16 protein-coding genes are annotated in these 18,862 nt (G+C 45.0%); 10 read left to right on the top strand and 6 right to left on the bottom strand.

Annotation, left to right across the window (positions count from 1 at the left end; all coding sequences use genetic code 11):
• The first annotated feature begins 73 nt into the window (after window positions 1-73).
• Both ACUJFK_RS02995 and ACUJFK_RS03000 read left to right on the top strand, forming a co-directional pair.
• Complete coding sequence (locus ACUJFK_RS02995; RefSeq protein ID WP_445426035.1) at window positions 74-283, top strand: hypothetical protein; 210 nt, start codon at window positions 74-76, stop codon at window positions 281-283.
• Window positions 284-438: 155 nt separating this feature from the next.
• Complete coding sequence (locus ACUJFK_RS03000) at window positions 439-1,368, top strand: hypothetical protein (RefSeq protein ID WP_445426036.1); 930 nt, start codon at window positions 439-441, stop codon at window positions 1,366-1,368.
• Between the two features lie 670 nt (window positions 1,369-2,038).
• On the opposite strand, the gene ACUJFK_RS03005 is transcribed toward ACUJFK_RS03000, so the two are convergent.
• The 5 genes from ACUJFK_RS03005 to gorA all read right to left on the bottom strand — a co-directional run bounded on the left by ACUJFK_RS03005 (window position 2,039) and on the right by gorA (window position 9,060).
• The gene (locus ACUJFK_RS03005) at window positions 2,039-2,500 is read right to left on the bottom strand and encodes a hypothetical protein (RefSeq protein ID WP_445426037.1); all 462 of its coding nucleotides are present in this window, start codon (window positions 2,498-2,500) and stop codon (window positions 2,039-2,041) included.
• Window positions 2,497-4,545 (bottom strand): hypothetical protein, encoded by a 2,049-nt coding sequence (locus ACUJFK_RS03010; RefSeq protein WP_445426038.1) that lies wholly within the window; start codon window positions 4,543-4,545, stop codon window positions 2,497-2,499. The genes ACUJFK_RS03005 and ACUJFK_RS03010 overlap by 4 nt, the downstream gene beginning before the upstream one ends.
• A 14-nt stretch (window positions 4,546-4,559) precedes the next feature.
• The gene (locus tag ACUJFK_RS03015; RefSeq protein WP_445426039.1) at window positions 4,560-6,290 is read right to left on the bottom strand and encodes a hypothetical protein; all 1,731 of its coding nucleotides are present in this window, start codon (window positions 6,288-6,290) and stop codon (window positions 4,560-4,562) included.
• Window positions 6,283-7,608, bottom strand: a complete 1,326-nt coding sequence (locus ACUJFK_RS03020) for a tyrosine-type recombinase/integrase (RefSeq protein WP_445426040.1) — start codon at window positions 7,606-7,608, stop codon at window positions 6,283-6,285. Before ACUJFK_RS03020 ends, ACUJFK_RS03015 begins: the two co-directional genes overlap by 8 nt.
• Before the next feature lie 93 nt (window positions 7,609-7,701).
• On the bottom strand, window positions 7,702-9,060 hold the full coding sequence (gorA, locus tag ACUJFK_RS03025) for a glutathione-disulfide reductase (protein ID WP_445426041.1): 1,359 nt from the start codon (window positions 9,058-9,060) through the stop codon (window positions 7,702-7,704).
• A gap of 155 nt (window positions 9,061-9,215) precedes the next feature.
• Between gorA and prlC the strand changes: the two genes are divergently transcribed.
• From prlC to ACUJFK_RS03060, 7 genes are all read left to right on the top strand, one after another.
• Window positions 9,216-11,282, top strand: coding sequence for an oligopeptidase A (gene prlC / locus ACUJFK_RS03030; RefSeq protein WP_445426042.1), 2,067 nt, complete (start codon window positions 9,216-9,218; stop codon window positions 11,280-11,282).
• A gap of 29 nt (window positions 11,283-11,311) precedes the next feature.
• A complete protein-coding gene (locus tag ACUJFK_RS03035; RefSeq protein WP_445426043.1) occupies window positions 11,312-11,797 on the top strand; it encodes a hypothetical protein in 486 nt (161 codons plus the stop codon).
• Window positions 11,798-11,839: 42 nt separating this feature from the next.
• Window positions 11,840-12,541 carry a DNA-3-methyladenine glycosylase I gene (locus tag ACUJFK_RS03040; protein ID WP_445426044.1) on the top strand — a complete coding sequence of 234 codons (702 nt, stop codon included), beginning with the start codon at window positions 11,840-11,842 and terminating at the stop codon, window positions 12,539-12,541.
• On the top strand, window positions 12,538-13,287 hold the full coding sequence (locus ACUJFK_RS03045) for a class I SAM-dependent methyltransferase (RefSeq protein WP_226750393.1): 750 nt from the start codon (window positions 12,538-12,540) through the stop codon (window positions 13,285-13,287). Before ACUJFK_RS03040 ends, ACUJFK_RS03045 begins: the two co-directional genes overlap by 4 nt.
• A gap of 10 nt (window positions 13,288-13,297) precedes the next feature.
• Complete coding sequence (locus ACUJFK_RS03050; RefSeq protein WP_226750392.1) at window positions 13,298-13,771, top strand: peroxiredoxin; 474 nt, start codon at window positions 13,298-13,300, stop codon at window positions 13,769-13,771.
• 269 nt (window positions 13,772-14,040) lie between these two features.
• A complete protein-coding gene (locus ACUJFK_RS03055) occupies window positions 14,041-14,781 on the top strand; it encodes a glycosyltransferase (RefSeq protein ID WP_226750391.1) in 741 nt (246 codons plus the stop codon).
• Window positions 14,782-14,790: 9 nt separating this feature from the next.
• Window positions 14,791-15,582, top strand: a complete 792-nt coding sequence (locus tag ACUJFK_RS03060) for a glycosyltransferase family 25 protein (RefSeq protein WP_226750390.1) — start codon at window positions 14,791-14,793, stop codon at window positions 15,580-15,582.
• A gap of 60 nt (window positions 15,583-15,642) precedes the next feature.
• On the opposite strand, the gene ACUJFK_RS03065 is transcribed toward ACUJFK_RS03060, so the two are convergent.
• Entirely contained in the window at window positions 15,643-16,668 is a 1,026-nt protein-coding gene (locus tag ACUJFK_RS03065) for a glycosyltransferase (protein ID WP_445426045.1), read from the bottom strand.
• Between the two features lie 190 nt (window positions 16,669-16,858).
• On the opposite strand from ACUJFK_RS03065, the gene waaA reads away from it, so the two are divergent.
• Complete coding sequence (gene waaA / locus ACUJFK_RS03070) at window positions 16,859-18,862, top strand: lipid IV(A) 3-deoxy-D-manno-octulosonic acid transferase (protein WP_445426046.1); 2,004 nt, start codon at window positions 16,859-16,861, stop codon at window positions 18,860-18,862.

The raw sequence follows: 18,862 nt of genomic DNA on the forward strand, positions 1-18,862 counted from the left end.
GTAATGCTCTTGTTAGCTGATAAAGTCAAAATGAGCTAACTGATATCAGCTTAACAATAATTTCGGAAACCACATGCAAAAAAACACAGAGTTTTCAGAATGGCAACTGCTGGATGAGCTGAATATTTTTTTCAATTACAACCTTATTTTAATGAATGAATGGTTGGATACGCCAATCCCAAGACTGGAAGGCCAGTGCCCACGCATCCTGCTTTTAACAGATGAAAATCGTAAAGAACTGTTTCAATTGCTGCAGGAAATGAAATTTGGTGATATAGCCTGACTGATATGAGCGAATAGCAGACATCAGCTGAAAAGTTTACTGTATCCCAACTTGCATAATTCCCGTTCAAATTTACATAAATTAATTTAATAAATTTACTCTTGCTCATTAATTAGGCTTTTATTATCATAAAATTTTACATAAAGGACATGTCCATGAAAAGGATTGCCATATTCGCATTTGCTACATTCACCACTTTAATAATGACCAGTTGCGCCAACACCAGCAGCGATTCAGGCTCTGTTAGTCAGTACCCTGTGTTAAACGTGTTATCAGATAAACCTTACGTTTGGGACGACTCCATTTCTGAAGCGCTAAACGTCGCTCGTATGGCGCAGCCAGCAGGTGTAGGTAATGGCATGCGTGATTTTGCTGATGGTACTCAGGCTAATACAGGCAGAATTGGTGCGGGAATGAGAACCTTTGACGCGGGCATAGGTTTATTAAGCCAAGGTATTTTTGGTGTGATAGCGCATGAGTCATTGAGTCAAGGTGTGAACAGACAGGTAGATTGGAAACCGACAATTGTAGATTTAATACCTGTTAAATCTGTTGATGAAAATAATATATTCAAATCTGTGCAAGAAATTCTTGGCGAAAAGGTAAAGGGGTCAATCGTTGCTGATTATCCAAATCTCAAATGGCTTGGTTCATTTACCCTAAATGACAAAAGAAGAAGTCATTTGTTTAACACGGACTTTATTTTCTTCGATGATACAGCCTGTAGAGACTCATACAAATTTTCATCAATAGATGGAGATTATGATAAAGCCGGCTTTCCAAAGATACCGGATAGTAATTTCTTTGAAGACACAAGCAATATTTCAAAATATTGTGAGCTTGGTGGTTTGCTATCAATAGCAGGTAAAACAACTTTAAATGGCGAAGATTTTTATATAGTAACATTTAAAATTGAATTCGGTCATTTTTTCAATGACGCGCTTGCCAGAAATTACAAAGGATACTTAATGATGCCTGACTATTTTAATTTCGTTGCTGTAAATAAACCATTGAGAATTACAGTAAACAGGTCATATGCAGCAGTGTATAAAAATGGAAAAGAGTTGTTGTTTGAAAAGAAATAAATCAATAAAGCCACCTTTAGGTGGCTTTATTTTAATAAACTAATTATCAGTTGGGTCAGACTCAAAGTCAAACTGCTGGTTAAGGCGTGAAAGAATAATCTATGTTGTTAATATAATTTCTAAATTGGCTCTTAACTTCCATTACCCTATCTTGTAAGCCGTGAATATGACCTTCATCACCTGACCCTTTCTGTCGTGGCTTATCAGATTATCAATAATCTGTCTAAATTATTAAAAAACCAGCCTTATCTCTATGAACCAAAATGTCTGCTTTTGGCACTTAGTGACGATTCAATTAGTAATCAGGCACTGGATTACTCGTTGAGCTTGTGATGAATATCATCATACTCTTCGATCATCTTTGCCAAGGTATCAAACTTATCACCTTCAGACGTGCCTGGCTCAGTGGACTTCCCCTAATCTCATAGACACTCATTAACCTTGTTGAGATTAGCTTTTTCTTCATAATCTGCCGGTGATAACTGCCCAACAAATATGAGAGTAATTTAGTCCTACCACGCAGTAACCTGGCCGGAATTCACTCTAAGCTCGCCTCAATGTGTGATATGTCACACTTTCGCTAAAATGCTTTTAGACGCTCTTTTTGTGGATCACAAAAGATCCCCAGCTTGCGATTAATGCTTAAGCCCACAGGTTTGATGGATCAGCTTTACTGACGAATAGCTGTTACCTTATTTCTATTAGTTTCTGCCAGTTTTTCTTTAAGCTCAGCATTCTCATATTCCAGTTCGTCGATACGAGCAAAGGCTTGAACCAGCTTATCGTTAAGATGATGCTGATTAGCTGCAAACAACGCTAACTTTGCTCTCTCAGCTTCGTACTTTTCTTTGAAATTATTTTTGATCCTCTTTTGTTCATTTAGCTTAGTTCGAACTGATTGAATTTCAGGTTGTACATATTCCCCCTTTGCCTCCGCAATATCGGCTTTGACTTGTTTTACTTTCGTCACAAATTCAGGGTAGTAATAGCCGCTGCCATTCCCCAAATCTGCCTCTTCCTCAACGGCTCTTACGCTGAGTTTGCGGAAGGTCGGTATGCGTTTAGGCTTACCTTGCACAATGCGTTCAAGAGCAGCTTCAAGTAGTAAAAGGGTATTTTCACTCTTACTCATAATGCAATTGTCCTTAAATCTGCTTCGAAAGCCGAAAATGGAATATTAAAGTCGGCCATGACAAGCTCTGCTGCACGAATTTGGGTTATATAATGACTGCGTTCACTAACAGAGATATCTTCACCGGATGCCATATAAGCGGTTAAGCTGCGGTGTTTTTTCTGCCACCATTTCGCTTGCTGCTCATCAATAATGCTGCCGCCGGCGCTGCAGTCCACACAAAACTGAGGTGCAACTACGCCATCCATATCGCATTCGTATCCGTTCTTACAATAGCTATGTAATGAGCCGTGCAGGGTGAGCTTTCCGTCTTTAACGGCTTTGTATATTACCTCCCAAGAACTATAGATGGTTGGCACATCACCACGCATTTTCATGATGGCTTTACCGTGTGTACCTGACAGTGTTTCATCCGAGTGCCACTGCTGGAATATTTTATTGGCAGTAGTTTCTGCATTGATTGCGTTAAGTAAATTAATAATTTGACCATCTACCTTCAAATCGCGGAGGCTTGCCAGTTTGCCACCGTTGGTATACCACTCGGTCATTGCTAGATAGAGGTGCTTAAATTGCTGTTTAAGTGCCACCAATGTTCCCAAGCGGTTCTTGATACAGTAAAACGCTAAGGTACGCCTAAACTGGTGAGTGCATAAGGGCCACGGTTGACCTATCTTCACAAAATGTTCAATTAGCGACAGTGAGCGAGGGTTAGATTCAAGGCACTCTTGGTAGTCTGCCTCGGTAACAATGAAACCAAATTGCCGACAGAAATTCTTTAAACGCAGATTCCAATGTGTAATTGTGACAGGAGGGACTGAACGAGCTTTTTGGTTAACCCATAGGGTATTTGTATATTTATCGTCGGGATAAACGACTTCATTTCGCCAATGCTCGGTCAGAGTTGACATTAGCTCTATGGCTATTTTTGATGATGCAGCCGTGACCCACGTTTCTCTTTTTTCACCCAGTTTAAAGGTGTGTGATTGCAACATGTGATAATCACGACCTTCAAAGCTGTCTTTGTAATAACTGTGTGGGGTAAGTTTATTCAACTCGGAGTCGCGCATTCCGCTAAACCCACCACAGACTATGTAACTGGCCGTTATTAAATTACTCAAATAGCGCTGAAAATCAATGGCATTTGAAAGTTCAATCTCAGGAAGAAGTTTTGCTAAAGGTGCAATTATTTCCTTAGATGGTTGCGGTGTATAGCCTTTAATTGAGGTTGCAAATTTTTGGCTGTTGATACTGCCATCTTTATTAATGAAGGTAAATTTTCCGCCTCTTTTCACTTTGTCATCGATAATGCGTCTGCCTTCCATGTAGTTGGCTTGCAGTGCTTTTTCGGTATCAACAATCTGTTGACAGTAAGGATAAGCACCTTCAATCAGTGCAATCGCTTTACCGTAAATCGCATCACATAAGCGCTCAGGTATCGCCAGCGTTTGTTGTGGTTCTTTTTTGCTCAGTCGCTCTGACTCTGTGTTAGACCTAATCTGTTTGCTAAAGCCCAATGCTAGTTTGTGCCAGGACTCAGCATGTATCGCTGAGTTTATCGCAACAAAAACTTTTTGAATTGTATTTTGCGTATAGTTTTGATCTGTCAGATAAGCCTCAAATGCCTGCCATAGGCTTGGTTTTGAGAGCTCTCGAAGGGTGGTGTAATTGTGATCATTTAAGAAACGATAGGCAATCTTCATTTTGTCTAGTCGTGATAAAACCGACGAAAACGTTACGGCTTTTTTCTTTTTTTTATTTATATTAAAAAGCCAGCCAAAAGTAATTAGTTTTAATTCGCGTTGCAGTTCAGGATTGTTTGAAAACTCATTTGTGGCTAGGTTGTTTCTGTCTTTCCTTCGTGAAAATGGAAAGCAATCCCAATTATGTTCGCCAAAAAATGAAATTATCTGACCATGCCTATCTTTACAAATAACTACCGAATCCAGTTCATCAAAACGTCTCTCATGGTAGAGCGAGACAATATCAATATTTTTGAGTTTGTGTTCCTCTGGAAAATCAGCTAAATAAAGTTTTGACGTGTCCATTATTGTTCCTCAATTCATATTTTAGGAATTAACTTTAAGATGGCTTCAGTGTCACCCCAAGCTGGATGATAGCCTTCATCATTAAGTTTGGATTCGGCCTTTTTGAGTATTTTGTTATTAATTATTGGAAGTATTTTTTCTTCAATAAATTGAATGATGACTTCAAAGTTACTGCGATAATGGCTAGAATCCAGATGTAAGTATAATGACTCTTCAATACATGCCTTAAAAGACAATAGACACCAAATATCAACTACGGACTGGACGACAACTTGATGTGGACACCCAAAACACGCTAAGAGATCTGCGCAAGCTAATCGTTCGCCCTCTCGCGCTAATCCTCTCGATTGTGCTTGCTTGGTATATTTCTCTGACTTCTCACCGAATGGATCAGCACAGCTTGCCCCATTGATTGTACGACTTAAATTGGGGATATTAACTTTGTATTCCGCTTCAATAACCAAAACCTTAATATTTAGGTTTTCCTGTGCTTGCTTAGTGTTAACCTTGCTCTTTACTTGCTCTTCACGGATCGCCATCACATCTTGCATCATGCCGTTATTGGCGATTTTGCTGCCTGCGCTGTAATGCCTGCTTCGAGTGCTACGATTGTTATTAAGTAGAACTTCATTGGCCAATTCACTTTGATGGTATGCAGTTAATTGTGCGCCTGTTTCACGAAAGCGACTCACAACAGGGCGCAAGCGCCGACCTATTTTATCAGTAAAGTTAAAGTTACTATCGACCCATGATCTTAAGAAAGATGTGAGTATGCCGCTCTTAATGGTAATTCTTTTATTAAGAATGATAGTTTGAAGTAATGTTGCATTTTCACTTTGATCAATAAGCTTTGACGCCGAGAGTAATTTGTTGAAAAAATCTAACGCATATTTAGGGATTCCCAGCTCATGACCGCCCATTTCAACCTGTATAGTTTTAAAAGCGCGACGCTTAAAAGCTGGCATAGTGAACCATGTCTCGCTTATTGTCATCGATGCGTTATGAGGATGCTTTAGTTTAAATAATTCTCCTGTATTAGCGTGGGTATAGTATGCCAATAAGTAAGTTGCAGCACACATCATTTTAGTAATGCCTGCGTATAATAGGTGCTGCTGACCTTGCCAATAAAAAGTCATATCGGGTGCATTTTTAGGGGTGTTAAAGTATTTTTCAGGCTCGACAATAAACTGTGAATAGGTTTGCTTAAACAGTTGTCTTAAAAACGGTAGAAGTTGATTTAAATCGCTTCGTGTGTAGGCTTCAAAAGGTTCAGAATCACTCTTGTCTCTTAAAACCACGTAATCAAAATAAGAATAGGGTAAGTCAAGATATTTAGTGAAAAGTGTAGTAAACTGAGAACGTATCCTACAATAAGTAGAACTTTTGATGTTGCCTAGCATTACTAACTTGTCCATGGCCGATAAATAGCTTTCAAGTGAGGACTGCGTAAAAACAGGCAAATCGTGCTTGTCACACCAACGAAGATAACGAGAAATTAAACTAAACTGCTGGTGAAGAGTTTTATGACTAGCCCCTTCTTCAATAAAGTCATCAAATCTTTGTTTTAGTCTGAGGATAAGCAATTCCCGGTTGGCATTTTCAAATATGCCACCTTTTTGCAAGTCTTCAGTTGAAGGAACATTTTTGACTAAAAGGCGATTGAAGTCTGCTCGATCGTTGTAATCTGTGTCTAACATAATACATAGCTCAGCTTTCCAACCACTTAGGTATGTTACCTCACTCATTGCCACCGCCTAACGCTTCATGCATGATGCTGTCAAGAATGCCAAATTTCACCTTAAAGGTCTCTTTTCGCTTCAAGAAACGTAGGTATTTCCATGTTGTTGCTTCATGTCTGTGGCCCATCCAGCCCATTAACAGTTCCATACAATCAACAACAGGTAGATTAGCTTCGAGTAAGTCATTTAGGCGATATGTTCCATAACTTGACCGTAAATCATGAAAGCGATGGGTAAATGTAGGATAGTTTTTTCTAATCATCGTTCTTAGGTCCGTCCATCGCGCTTCAATAGACTTTCCTGAGACGGGATTGCCTTGCTCACTAATGAACAAAGGCTCATGAAGCACACACAATTCAAGTGCCTCTTTGGCTTTTTGATTAAGAGTAAGTGCCGAGTCAACCAGATTTTCAAGTTTGATATCAAGCTTGGAGACGCGTTTTAGACGGCGCTCAGAGGTGCGATATTCATTTATGATAGACAACAATTGGGCTGAAATTTCAATGCGCCTGGCTTTACCGTATTTGGTTTGTACTCCGTTAAGTTGAGGAGAAATGCGTAACTCGTATCTATGTTCACTTTCTGCAAGAGGGGTTGCGGTATCTAATGCATCGAGGGAAAGCGTGGCAACTTCTCCGATTCGTAGTCCTGTGTCGATAGAGATAAGGACCTGCAGACGCAATTCTTCGGAGGCTTTTGGTAAGTAGGATGTAAGGATATCCAGAAACTCTTTACTGAGAGGCATTAAAGGTCTGATGTTGTTGGTACTGGCATCCTTCGGTACTTTAATTCTTAGATCGGTTGTTTGCACGATGAAAGATGGTGAGATATGAGAAAGCATTCCTGTGGTTTGAATAGACGTATACTCAACAACAAACGGCGCTTCTTTTTCGCTATTGATCTTTAGATATCCCTCATACAGTAACCATTTGTAGTAATTAATCACCTGATTCATTCGGATACTGGCTGTGCTGTGTGCAATTTCCCCATCCTTTATCTGCTTGCGTAAGTGAGAACAGTAACGATACGTTGGTTTTAAACGCTTCACCGGTGGGAAGTAATCCCAGGACATACCTTCATCGTCCAGAAATCGATAATAGGCATTCAGTGCTTGGGCGCAGGGGGAAAGGTCTTTTGCTTGCTTGATGGCTTTGAGGTAGAAGAAGTAACTATTAGCTTCGTGATTAAATTTGCCATCAAGTGTAAATAAAGTTGGTAATGAACCGATATTGCCTTTAATTGGTCTGCAATCGAATGAATCATCCTCCAGTTTTTGTAATTCAGTCTGTTTGAACACATTGTCCGAGTGTACGAGATAAGCCATAAATCATCCTGAAAAAAATCACTGTCTAGCAAGTGTAGACAGTGATTGGTTGTTTTCCAGATTTATTTATGTGTGTAAGATTCTTTTCCTACACTAACCTGTCATGGTAACAAATTCTTCGGCACTGGTCGGGTGCAGCGCAACGGTGGCGTCAAAGTCTGCTTTAGTTGCCCCCATTTTTATGGCGACAGCAAAGCCTTGTAAAATTTCATCCATGCCTTCACCAATACCATGTAAACCAATGATTTTTTCTTCAGCGCCCAAGCAAACCAGTTTAAAGCTACTGAGTGCACGGTGTGGGGTAATAGCGTTGTACATGGCGGCAAAACCAGAACGATAGATTTTCAGCTGTTCTTTGCCGTAAATGGCTATCGCATCGGCTTCGGATAAACCGATAGTACCAATTGGCGGGTGACTGAATACCACGGTAGGAATTAACGAGAAATCCATATGTGCATCAGGCAAGGCCGGGTTAAAGAGCCTTTCAGCTAACAAGCGGCCTGCTTTAATTGCTACCGGCGTAAGTTGCGCTTCGCCTGTGACATCGCCCACCGCATATATGCCAGGGACATTGGTGTTCTGGTATTTATCGGTACGAATAAAACCATATTGATCTGTTTGAACACCGGCCGCAGCTAAATTAATGGCATCGGTGGTCGGTTCACGGCCAATGGCCCAAACTAAGCAATCAACATCTTTAATAGTTTGACCTTTTTCCAGCGATAGGCTTAATAAGCCATCAGGTTGTTTTTCCACGCTTTGAACATTGCTATGCGTATGCAATGGTAATTTGTCTTGAGCCATGCGGCTGAGTAAGGCATCAGTAATGTCAGTATCAAAGCTGCGTAACGGCCGATCGCCACGCACTAATAAATGCGTTTCAGTACCCAGTGCATGTAATACACCGGCAATTTCCACCGCGATATAGCCCGCACCTACCACAACCGCTTTTTTAGGCTGAGTGGTTAAGGCAAAAAAACCATCAGAATCAATACCCAGCTCGGCACCTGGGATCTGCGGTTTGGTTGGACGACCGCCAACCGCAATAGTGATATGGTCGGCCGTAATCTGCTCACCGTTCACTTCAACCGTATTTTTATCAATAAAGCGGGCGAAACCTTGGATATATTCAACCCCATTACTGCTAAAACCACGCTGATAGCCGCCGTGAATACGTTCAATATAGGCTTCGCGATTTTTCACTAAAGTGGCCCAATCAAAGCCTTGTTGCTTTAAATCAAAGCCATAACTTGCACTGTATTTTATGGCTTCTGCAATATGTGCCCCGAACCACATGACTTTTTTGGGCACACAGCCCACGTTAACGCAGGTGCCCCCCACCGCTTTTGCTTCTATTACGGCGGCTTTTGCGCCACGCATAGCCGCGCGATTGGCTGAAGCAATACCGCCGCTACCGGCACCAATGGCGAGAAAATCATAATGACGAGACATAACTAAACCTATAATGCAAAAATGATTGCTGACAGATATAAGGGGTTAAGCCACAGATTACAAGCTAATGCCGGCAATTTGCGGTTAACGCCTTGACAACCAGAGCCAAAACCCCAACATAGCATACATCTCGCTTATTTAAAGGAACTGCTCTTATGACAACTGCATCTGTTGCCGCCGTTCAAGCTAACCCCTTGTTAACCTTCACTGACTTACCGCCATTTTCCGCTATCCAACCAGAACATATAAAGCCTGCCGTTGAGCATGCCATTGCCAGCGCGCGAGCTGCGGTTGAACGTGTGGTTGCCGCGGCAGATGTGAGTTGGCATAGCCTGATTACTGAGTTAGAGCAAGACAGCGATCGGCTGGGCAAATTGTGGTCGCCAGTGTCGCATCTCAATTCTGTAGCCAATAGCCCAGAGCTGCGTGAAGCCTATGAAAGTTGTTTGCCGCTGTTGTCAGAGTTTAGTACCTGGTTAGGTCAGCATGAGGGCTTATATCAAAAATATCAGCAGTTACATGATAGTGCTGAGTTCGCACAGTTAACGGCGGCCCAGCAAAAAGTCATCACCAACGCCCTGCGTGATTTTAAATTATCAGGCATTGGCTTACCGGCAGCGAAGAAACAGCGTTATGGCGAAATTCAAAGTCGTTTATCTGATTTAAGCTCAAGCTTTGCTAATAATACCTTAGATGCCACTCAGGCGTGGTTCAAGCACGTTACTGATGAGGCACAATTAGCGGGCTTACCGGCAGATGCTAAACTGGCTGCGGCAGAAGAAGCGGAACAGCGTGAGTTAACCGGCTGGGTGTTTACCCTGGAGTTCCCGAGTTATATCGCCGTGATGACTTACGCTGACGATCAGGCACTGCGCCAAGAGTTATACAGCGCCTATTGCACGCGCGCCTCAGAGCAAGGCCCAACCGCGGGCCAGTTTGATAACACGGCAATAATTGAAGAAACCCTGGCGCTAAAACATGAGTTAGCGAAACTGCTAGATTTTGCTAATGCCGCCGATGAGTCGTTGGCGACCAAAATGGCAGAGTCGCCACAGCAAGTGTTAGATTTTTTAACGGATTTAGCGGGTCGCGCTAAACCACAAGCGCAGCGCGATTTAGACGAGTTAACCCAATTCGCCAAAGAACAATTTGGCGTGGCTGAGTTGCATGCTTGGGATATCACTTATTATGCCGACAAGCTGAAAGAAGCGCGTTATGCCGTTTCTGATGAGCTGTTGCGCCCTTATTTCCCGGCTACAAAAGTGGTACCGGGTTTGTTTGCCGTATTACATAAATTGTTTGGCATTACAGTGAAACCGCGTGCTGGCGTGGATGTGTGGCATGCTGATGTGCAGTTTTATGATGTGTTTGCTGCCGATGGCTCGTTGCGTGGCAGTTTCTATCTTGATCTGTATGCCCGTAGTAAAAAACGCGGTGGCGCCTGGATGGATGATTGCCAAGGCCGACGTGTTTTACCCAACGGTCAGTTACAAACCCCGGTGGCCTATTTAACCTGTAACTTTAATAAACCCGTAGGTGGCAAGCCTGCGCTGTTTACGCATGACGAAGTGATTACTTTATTTCATGAGTTTGGTCATGGTTTACATCATATGTTAACCCAAGTTGATGCGGCTGCCGTGGCGGGTATTAATGGTGTCGCTTGGGATGCAGTAGAGTTACCCAGTCAGTTTTTAGAGAACTGGTGTTGGACACCAGAAGCGTTAGCGCTGATCTCAGGCCATTATGAAACGGGTGAGCCGCTACCAGAAAACCTATTAAACAAAGTGTTGGCCGCGAAAAATTTCCAATCGGCGTTGTTTTTGATTCGACAATTAGAGTTCGCCTTGTTTGACATGCGCTTGCATGCCGAATTCAACCCAACCGAGGGGGGCCGTGTGCAACAGTTGCTGGATGAAGTGCGCGCCGAGGTGTCGGTGATTATGCCGCCACGCTTTAATCGCTTTCAACATAGCTTTGGTCATATTTTTGCCGGTGGTTACGCGGCAGGCTACTATAGTTACTTATGGGCAGAAGTATTATCCGCCGATGCCTTTAGCCGCTTCGAAGAAGAAGGGGTATTTAATGCCGCTACCGGGCAAGACTTTTTACAATGGATTTTAGAGCGCGGTGGCAGTGCCGAACCCATGGAGTTGTTTAAAGGTTTCCGAGGCCGCGAGCCCTCTAACGAAGCCTTATTGCGACATATGGGGATTGCCAGCTAAGGCTGGCTTAATGAAAAAAGGAAAACATTATGTTGCATGCCAAAAAACTCGTCTTGCTACTAGGTTGTTTGCCGCTGTTAGCGTGTCAGCAACCGGTTGGTAACAGTGCTGAACGGGTTGCACCCGCGCCCTTAGTGGAGCAAATTGATCCACAAACCGAACCCGTGAAAGCCATGCGTGCGCATCAACAGCAACAAACGATGGCGCTGGCCGATGTTGGGCAATTACGCGCTGAGGTGTTACAACTGACACGAGATAAAAGCGCTGATAACGTGCAGCAATGCTTAGTAATAGGGTTGGGGCATAAATCTTGTGGTGGGCCATCGGAGTATATCGCTGTTTCGACCAAGGGGCGTGATGAAAGTGTCCTGCTGAAAAAAATTAGTGCCTATAATCAAGCGGTCGAAGCTGAAAATATGCGCAAGGGCATGATGTCTGACTGCTCGGTGGTGATGAAACCCCAAGTACAATTAAATAATGGCCAATGTGAGTTGGTAAAAGAACTTACGCAGTAAGCAGCAAAGATTAACGCTTCGCTGCGGTAAAGGGGATGCTGAGTGCGTCAGGTAGAAAAATTTAGTGACATTCTGCAACGCGCAAAAGAGCGTAAGGGCGGCGCAGCAGCCTTGGCGGCGTTAGTGGGTAAACCCTTGTCGAACAAGGCTATCGCACAATTGCCCGACAGTGTGTTTTTAGCCGAGTTTAGTAAAAAAGTCTTTCAATCTGGTTTTGTTTGGCGCGTAGTGCGGCAAAAATGGCCCGCATTTTGTGAGCTGTTTTTCGACTTTGATATCGAAAAAATGTTGTTGCTAAGTGACGAAATGCTGGAAAAAAGAGCGCAAGATCCGCGGATTATTCGCAACTTAAATAAGGTTTTTACTATCCGTGATAATGCATTGATGATTTATCACGTGCAGCAGCAACACGGCAGCTTTGCGCGCTTTGTGGCTGATTGGCCAAGCGCTGATATTATTGGGCTGTGGAATTATTTAAAAAAACACGGCGCACGCTTAGGTGGCAATACCGGGCCTTACGCTTTGCGCACCTTGGGTAAAGACACCTTTTTATTAACCCAAGATGTTGAAGCCTATTTAAAAGCTTATGGGGTATTTGATGGGGGCATTAGCAGTAAACGCAGCCAACAGCAGATCCAGCAACAATTTAACGACTGGCAGCAACAAAGTGGCCTGAGTTTACAAGAAATCAGTCAAATCGTGTCTTACAGTGTCGGCGAAAATTATGCCGGTATGCAGCAATGAGTGCGGTGTTACTTATTACTGACTTGCCCGCTGAGTTGTCGGCCGAGTTAACGCAACGTTTTGGTTTAACCTTAAGCGATAGCGCGACGGGTTGGCATCTACGTTGGGTTGAGCAGCAGTTAGTGCTTCGACACACCGACATGCCGAAACAGGGTGATATCGTGGTCGATTTTGCCAGTGCAGCCGCGACTTATCGCCGTCAACATGGTGGCGCCAAAAGCGAAGGCATCGCCAAAGCTTGTGGCCTGCATAAAAAGCGCGATTTGCAGATTATTGATGCCACTGCCGGCTTGGGGCGTGATGCCTTAGTGCTGGCGAATGTCGGCGCACATGTTACCTTAGTTGAGCGCAACCCGCTGGTTGCTGCACTATTATACAATGGCCTGCAGCGCGCGGCTGCGCATGCCAGCACGGCCGAGTTGGCCAGTAGAATGCAGCTACATTTTGCTCCAGCGCTACAAGCGTTAACCTGCTTGCCCACGGCCGATGTCGTCTATCTTGATCCGATGTTTCCACCGCGTGAAAAATCTGCGCTAGTTAAAAAAGAAATGCGTGCCTTTCATGATGTGGTAGGCAGTGATACCGATGCGGATGCCCTGTTAGAACCGGCGTTGGCCTTGGCGAAGTATCGTGTTGTGGTAAAACGCCCGGGCTATGCGCAAGTGCTGGCTCAGCGCGAGCCGCAACTGGTGGTAAAAGGTAAAAATAACCGTTTTGATGTTTATATTAAACAAGCCATAACCTAAGGATATAACAATGATTAAAGTAGGCGATAAATTACCCGAAGTGACTTTTGCGCAATTAACGGCAGAAGGTATGCAAAGCCCAACCACCAGCGATGTGTTCGCTGGTAAAAAAGTGGTGTTGTTCGCCGTACCTGGCGCCTTTACGCCAACCTGTTCAGCAGCACATTTGCCTGGTTATATTGCGCTGGCGGATCAAATTAAAGCGAAGGGCGTTGATACTATTGTTTGTATTGCCGTAAACGATGCATTTGTGATGAAAGCCTGGGCCGACAGCCAAAATGCAGAAGAAATTACCTTTTTAGCCGATGGCGGTGCCAGTTTCCATAAAGCAATAGGTTTAACCATGGAGACCGGTGATTTTGGCGGTGTTCGTTCAGAGCGTTACGCCATGATCGTCGATGACGGCGTAGTAAGCCTGCTTAATGTTGAACCACCAAAGAGCTTTGAAGTCAGTAAAGCCGAAACGGTGCTCGCTGCACTTTAAGTCTCAGCGTAAAACGCGTAGCCATTGAGCTGCGCGTTTTGCTTTTGAAGAGGTTAAAACTGCGGTTGAGTAGGGCGAGTCAGTTACACCTGCGCGATTTCCCGTCAATCCATCACCTTTATGCCAGTACCGTTTAGAAAAAGCAGCGCAGCAAGGTCGCTTAACGGTTATCATAGGCAGTATGAGAGTGTAGTGAGGTATTTGACCTTATTCCGTAAGCATAGTAGCTTGCTAACTGCGCATGTAGACAGAGTGGATCTGAGGAATTTATGACAACAGTAAATGTACTGTGTATTAAGTGGGGCAAAAAGTATGGCCCTGATTACGTCAATAAGCTGCATTCGATGGTGAGTCGTAATCTGACCTTGCCGTTTCGCTTCATTTGCTTAACCGACGACGCTGTTGGTATCGACAGCCATATTGAAGTAAAAGATATCCCGGCTGTGGGTTTTAAAGACTTTGATGAACGTCACCCATGGAGTTTTGGCCATGGTTGGTTAAAAGTTACCAGCTTTGCAGATCCGTTATATGACTTAACGGGGCCAACGTTGTTTATCGATTTAGATGTTGTGATTGTCGACAACATTGATTGTTTCTTCCAGCCTAAAGGCGAGTTTTACGTGATCAAAGAGTGGGATAAATCAGACGATACCGGTAATACTTCGGTTTATCGTTACGAGATAGGTGCCCACAGCGACTTGATTGATTTACTGAAAAACCACAAAGAACGTGAATTGGCGAAGGTGCGCAATGAACAAGAGTTCGTGACGCAAAACCTATCAAAACAAGGCAAATTACAATACTGGCCTGAAGGTTGGTGCGTAAGCTTTAAACGACACTGTTTGCCAAAAGGCATTATGAACTGGTTTAAGCCAGCCGTGATCCCGAAAGGGGCGAAAATTGTTGCTTTCCATGGTAAACCTAATCCGCCGGATGCCGTCGCAGGTATCAGTGGCAAGTGGTATCGACGCGTGCTGCCAGTGCAGTGGGTTAAGGATATGTGGCAGTAAGTTTCGCTAATGCGCTATAAAATTTTCATTATCAATCTGGCGCGCTCACCCGAGCGCTACCAGCAAGCTTTAGCGCAGCTCGCGCAATGGCCTGATCTGCCTGTAGAACGCATTGACGCGGCCGATGGCCGGGTGATGTCGGCAGCCGACATTGCGCAATATTACTCTGCCAGCGCCAACCAACGCTTACATCATAAAACGCTAAAAGCCGGTGAAAAGGGCGCTTTTATTAGCCATATTCGTTGCTGGCAGCAAATTGTGGCTCAGCAGCTCGATTTTGCCTTGATCCTCGAAGATGACTTTTTGGTGGATGGCGATTTACCCGCTTTATTGTCGGCTATTGCGGCCGTGCCAACACCCTGGCATTTATTAAAACTGGCCATGCCAAATAAACAACAAAAAATCATAGCCAGTTCCCCCGGTACGCCTTTTCAGTTGGTGCATTTTCAGAAGAATCCGATCTCGGCTGTGGCACAAGCGGTGAGCTTGGCTGGCGCTAAATTGTTGTTAGAGCGAGAAGTGCCTTTTGGGCGGCCGGTAGATGTTGCCATGCAATATAGTTGGCAATTAGGCTTTCAGGCGATGGGCTTGTGGCCGCTGATCTTTAAACCGGATCTGGGTTTTGATAGCACCATAGCCGGTAAGCAAAATGATCAGGTCAAGCGGTCAGTGTTTTACTGGCGACGGCTGGAATTTATTGTTGCCAATTTATGGCATAACCTGAAAACTTACGGCCCTAAGGCGTTGTTGCGTGCCCGTAAATGGCCGAATAGCCGTGGCAGTACGCGGTTATCAAACTAGCCTGCTAACCTGGCGTGCGGCAACGCCATTGCGGTTTAGTCATATACTATAGAGTCAAACTTAGCTTTTCGCTGTATTCTGTATGGCCAGTTGTTGCTGATAAAAAGCTAACACTTCAGCAGCTTTAGCGGCTGGGTCAAACCGCTGCATCGGATATTGGCGGCGCTGCAACTGTGTAAGCTGCTCTTTGATGCGCTGTCCCAAGGTTTCAGCATCATCAATCGGTACTAATTCGGTAGCAAACAGCGGTTGTAAATATTTTGCGCCTTCTGAGGCGGTGGCAACAATGGGTAAACCAGCATGCATCGCTTCTAAAAAGACTAAACCAAAGGGTTCGCTGCGGGCGGTGCTGACAAACAGATCAAAGCAAGCGAGCCATTGTTGAGGTTCGCTACTAAAGCCTGGCATAATCACAGTACTTGGCGCTTTATCTCGTATTTGCTGCCAATGTTTGCCCTCACCCACAATCACTAAGCGGCTATTGGGGATATTCGCGAGGCTAAAGGCTTGTAATAAGGTCTCTTGGCCTTTGCTTTGCTCTACCCGACCCAAAGTACCAATCACGACATCATCAGGGCCAATCGCATGCTCTTGGCGCAAGCGTTCCCGCGCATCCATCGGTACACTTTTGGCGGCTGACCAGTTATCGAGTTGCACCGTGCGCTCACGCAGCGGCAGAGGAATGGCCGCCATTTGCCAAGGGGCGATAGCGATTAAGGCATCAAGCTTAGCATGCTGTTGTTTTTTATAATGAATGTGTAAAGTGGCTACGCGTAGACACAAACCGGGCACACCTTGTAATACCCGACAGGCAGCACTAAGGTGCGCGTGTGCCACATCGGGTTTTAACTGTTTCAGCAGGCGTTTCGCGCGAAAGATCGCGAGGAATTTCATGCCACTAACCAATTTAAGGTTAACCTTAGGCGAAACCCGATGGGCAATGGCATTAGCCCGTTGTTCAGCGCCGCGTTGATGCAAAATCAGGGTGACGTCATGATCTTGTTCGGCCTGTAGGTTGGCCAGTTCGACCGCATAACGCTCGCTACCTGCAAAACTGTGGGTGAGAATAATATGGACAATTTTCATAACGGCTCATCAACAAGGGTGGCGCGCAAGCGCAGCGGACTAGATAACCGCATGGTATACTATTTGCCGTTTTGGCAAAAGCCGTTACTAAGGTTGCCGTTAACAGCGTTTAGGTCAGGCCACGTAAGGCTGACGACACCGTTGGCAGTGATTTTAGCGCCATGAATGGCTTTATAAAAGGGTTGTTGATTTGTTTAGGCTGATCTACTCGCTACTCCTGTATTTGCTGCTGTTGCCGCTATTACTTTATTTGCTTTGGCGTTCGCGCAAAGATCCTGCTTATCGGCAGCGCTTAACTGAGCGGTTTAGCTGGCAACTGGCTGCCTTAAAGCTAAAACCTCACGGTATTGTGGTGCATGCGGTGTCGGTTGGTGAGGTGATTGCCGCCACCCCACTGATCCGCCAGTTGCAGCAACGTTATCCCACACAACCTATTACGGTAACCTGCACCACGCCAACCGGCAGTGCCACTATAGTTGAGCGGTTTGGTGATAGTGTGCAGCATTGTTACTTACCCTTTGACTATGTTGGCGCAGTGGGGCGTTTTTTACGCTGTGTGCAACCGCGCTTAGTGGTGATTGTTGAAACGGAACTGTGGCCGAATCTTCTGGCAGGTTGTCGCTATGCGAACATCCCCGTGGTGGTGGTGAATGCGCGGTTATCGGCTAAGTCGGCTAAAGGCTATCGGCGTTTTCATAAAGTTAGCCAAAGCCTGTTAGCGGATATTCGCTTGTTGTTGTGCCAAAACCGCGCTACTGCCGCTCGCTTTCGGGCATTAGGTTATCGTAATGAGCTGCAGGTGGCGGGTAATTTAAAGTTTGAGTTGGCCTTGCCAACTACACAACAAGCCTTAGTTGAACGTTTTGCGCCGGTAATGGCAAACCGCTTAGTGTGGGTGGCCGGTAGTACGCATGCGGGTGAAGATGAACAGTTGCTGGCGCTTTATCCCGCCTTAAAACAGCAATTTCCAAATTTACTGTTGATGCTAGTGCCACGGCATCTGGAACGTTTTGACAAGGTTGCCGACTTAGTCACGGATGCGGGGTTAAGCTTGTGGCGGCGTAGCAGCGACCGCTTGCCCGAAGCGAATATTGAGGTGGCACTCGGTGACTCTATGGGGGAGTTGCTCAGTTGGTATCAATTAGCTGATTTAGTGTTTATCGGCGGTAGTTTAATTCCTCGCGGCGGTCACAACCCGCTGGAAGCCATCAGCTTTGCCAAAGCCGTGCAAAGCGGACCACATGTGTTTAATTTTAAAGAAGCTTACCGCCAGCTTCAACAACGCTCGGCGGTGAGTATCGTGTCAGACGCTACCGCCTTGTTAGCCGATAGCCAAAGGTTGCTTGCTGACAGTGCCTTGCGACAAACGCAAGGCCAGCGAGCACAGGTATTTTTCTTGCAGCAACAAGGTGCAACTTCACGCACGCTGCAAGCCATTGCACAGCTGATAGGAGCAAGCATGCCGCATCATGTTCACCAGCAAGGGCATGAAACCTTCTGGTTTGATCCCGACTTTTTTTCAACGCTTAGCGCCGCACAATTTGATAGCCAGTGGTGGCAGCAACACAACGCGGTAATTGGCAGTTCCAGTGGTCGCAATATTGCGTACTTTGTTAAGCATCAGCAGCATAAGCTGGTGTTGCGTCATTATTACCGTGGTGGCTTAGTCGGTAAGCTGTTGCATGATCAATTTTGGCTGCAATCAGTGGGTAATAGCCGCGCCATGCAAGAATACCAGCTGTTAGCTTGGATGCGCGAGCAAGAGTTGGCCGTACCCAAGCCGGTGGCCGCGCGTTATCAGCGCAGCGGCTTAATATACCGCGCTGATTTACTCATTGAACTGATCCCCGATAGCAAAGACTTGGCCGCCATTTTACAACAACGGCCACTTACGCCAGCCGAATGGCAAGCGGTAGGTAAGGCGATTGCTCGTATGCATCAGCTGGGTGTGTATCACTCGGATCTGAACTGTCGCAATATCATGTTAGATGGCAGCGGCACGGTGTGGTTAATTGATTTTGATAAATGTCAGCGCCGCTCAGCAGGCCCGTGGACGGAGCAAAACTTAGCGCGGTTATTGCGCTCATTTAATAAAGAATTAGGTAAATTGCCGGTATTTCATTGGCAAGCTGCCGCATGGGATGATGTGATGCAGGGTTATCAGCAACAATTAAACAGCAAAGGTCAGGCATAA

The organism is Alishewanella sp. HL-SH06 (assembly GCF_052656265.1).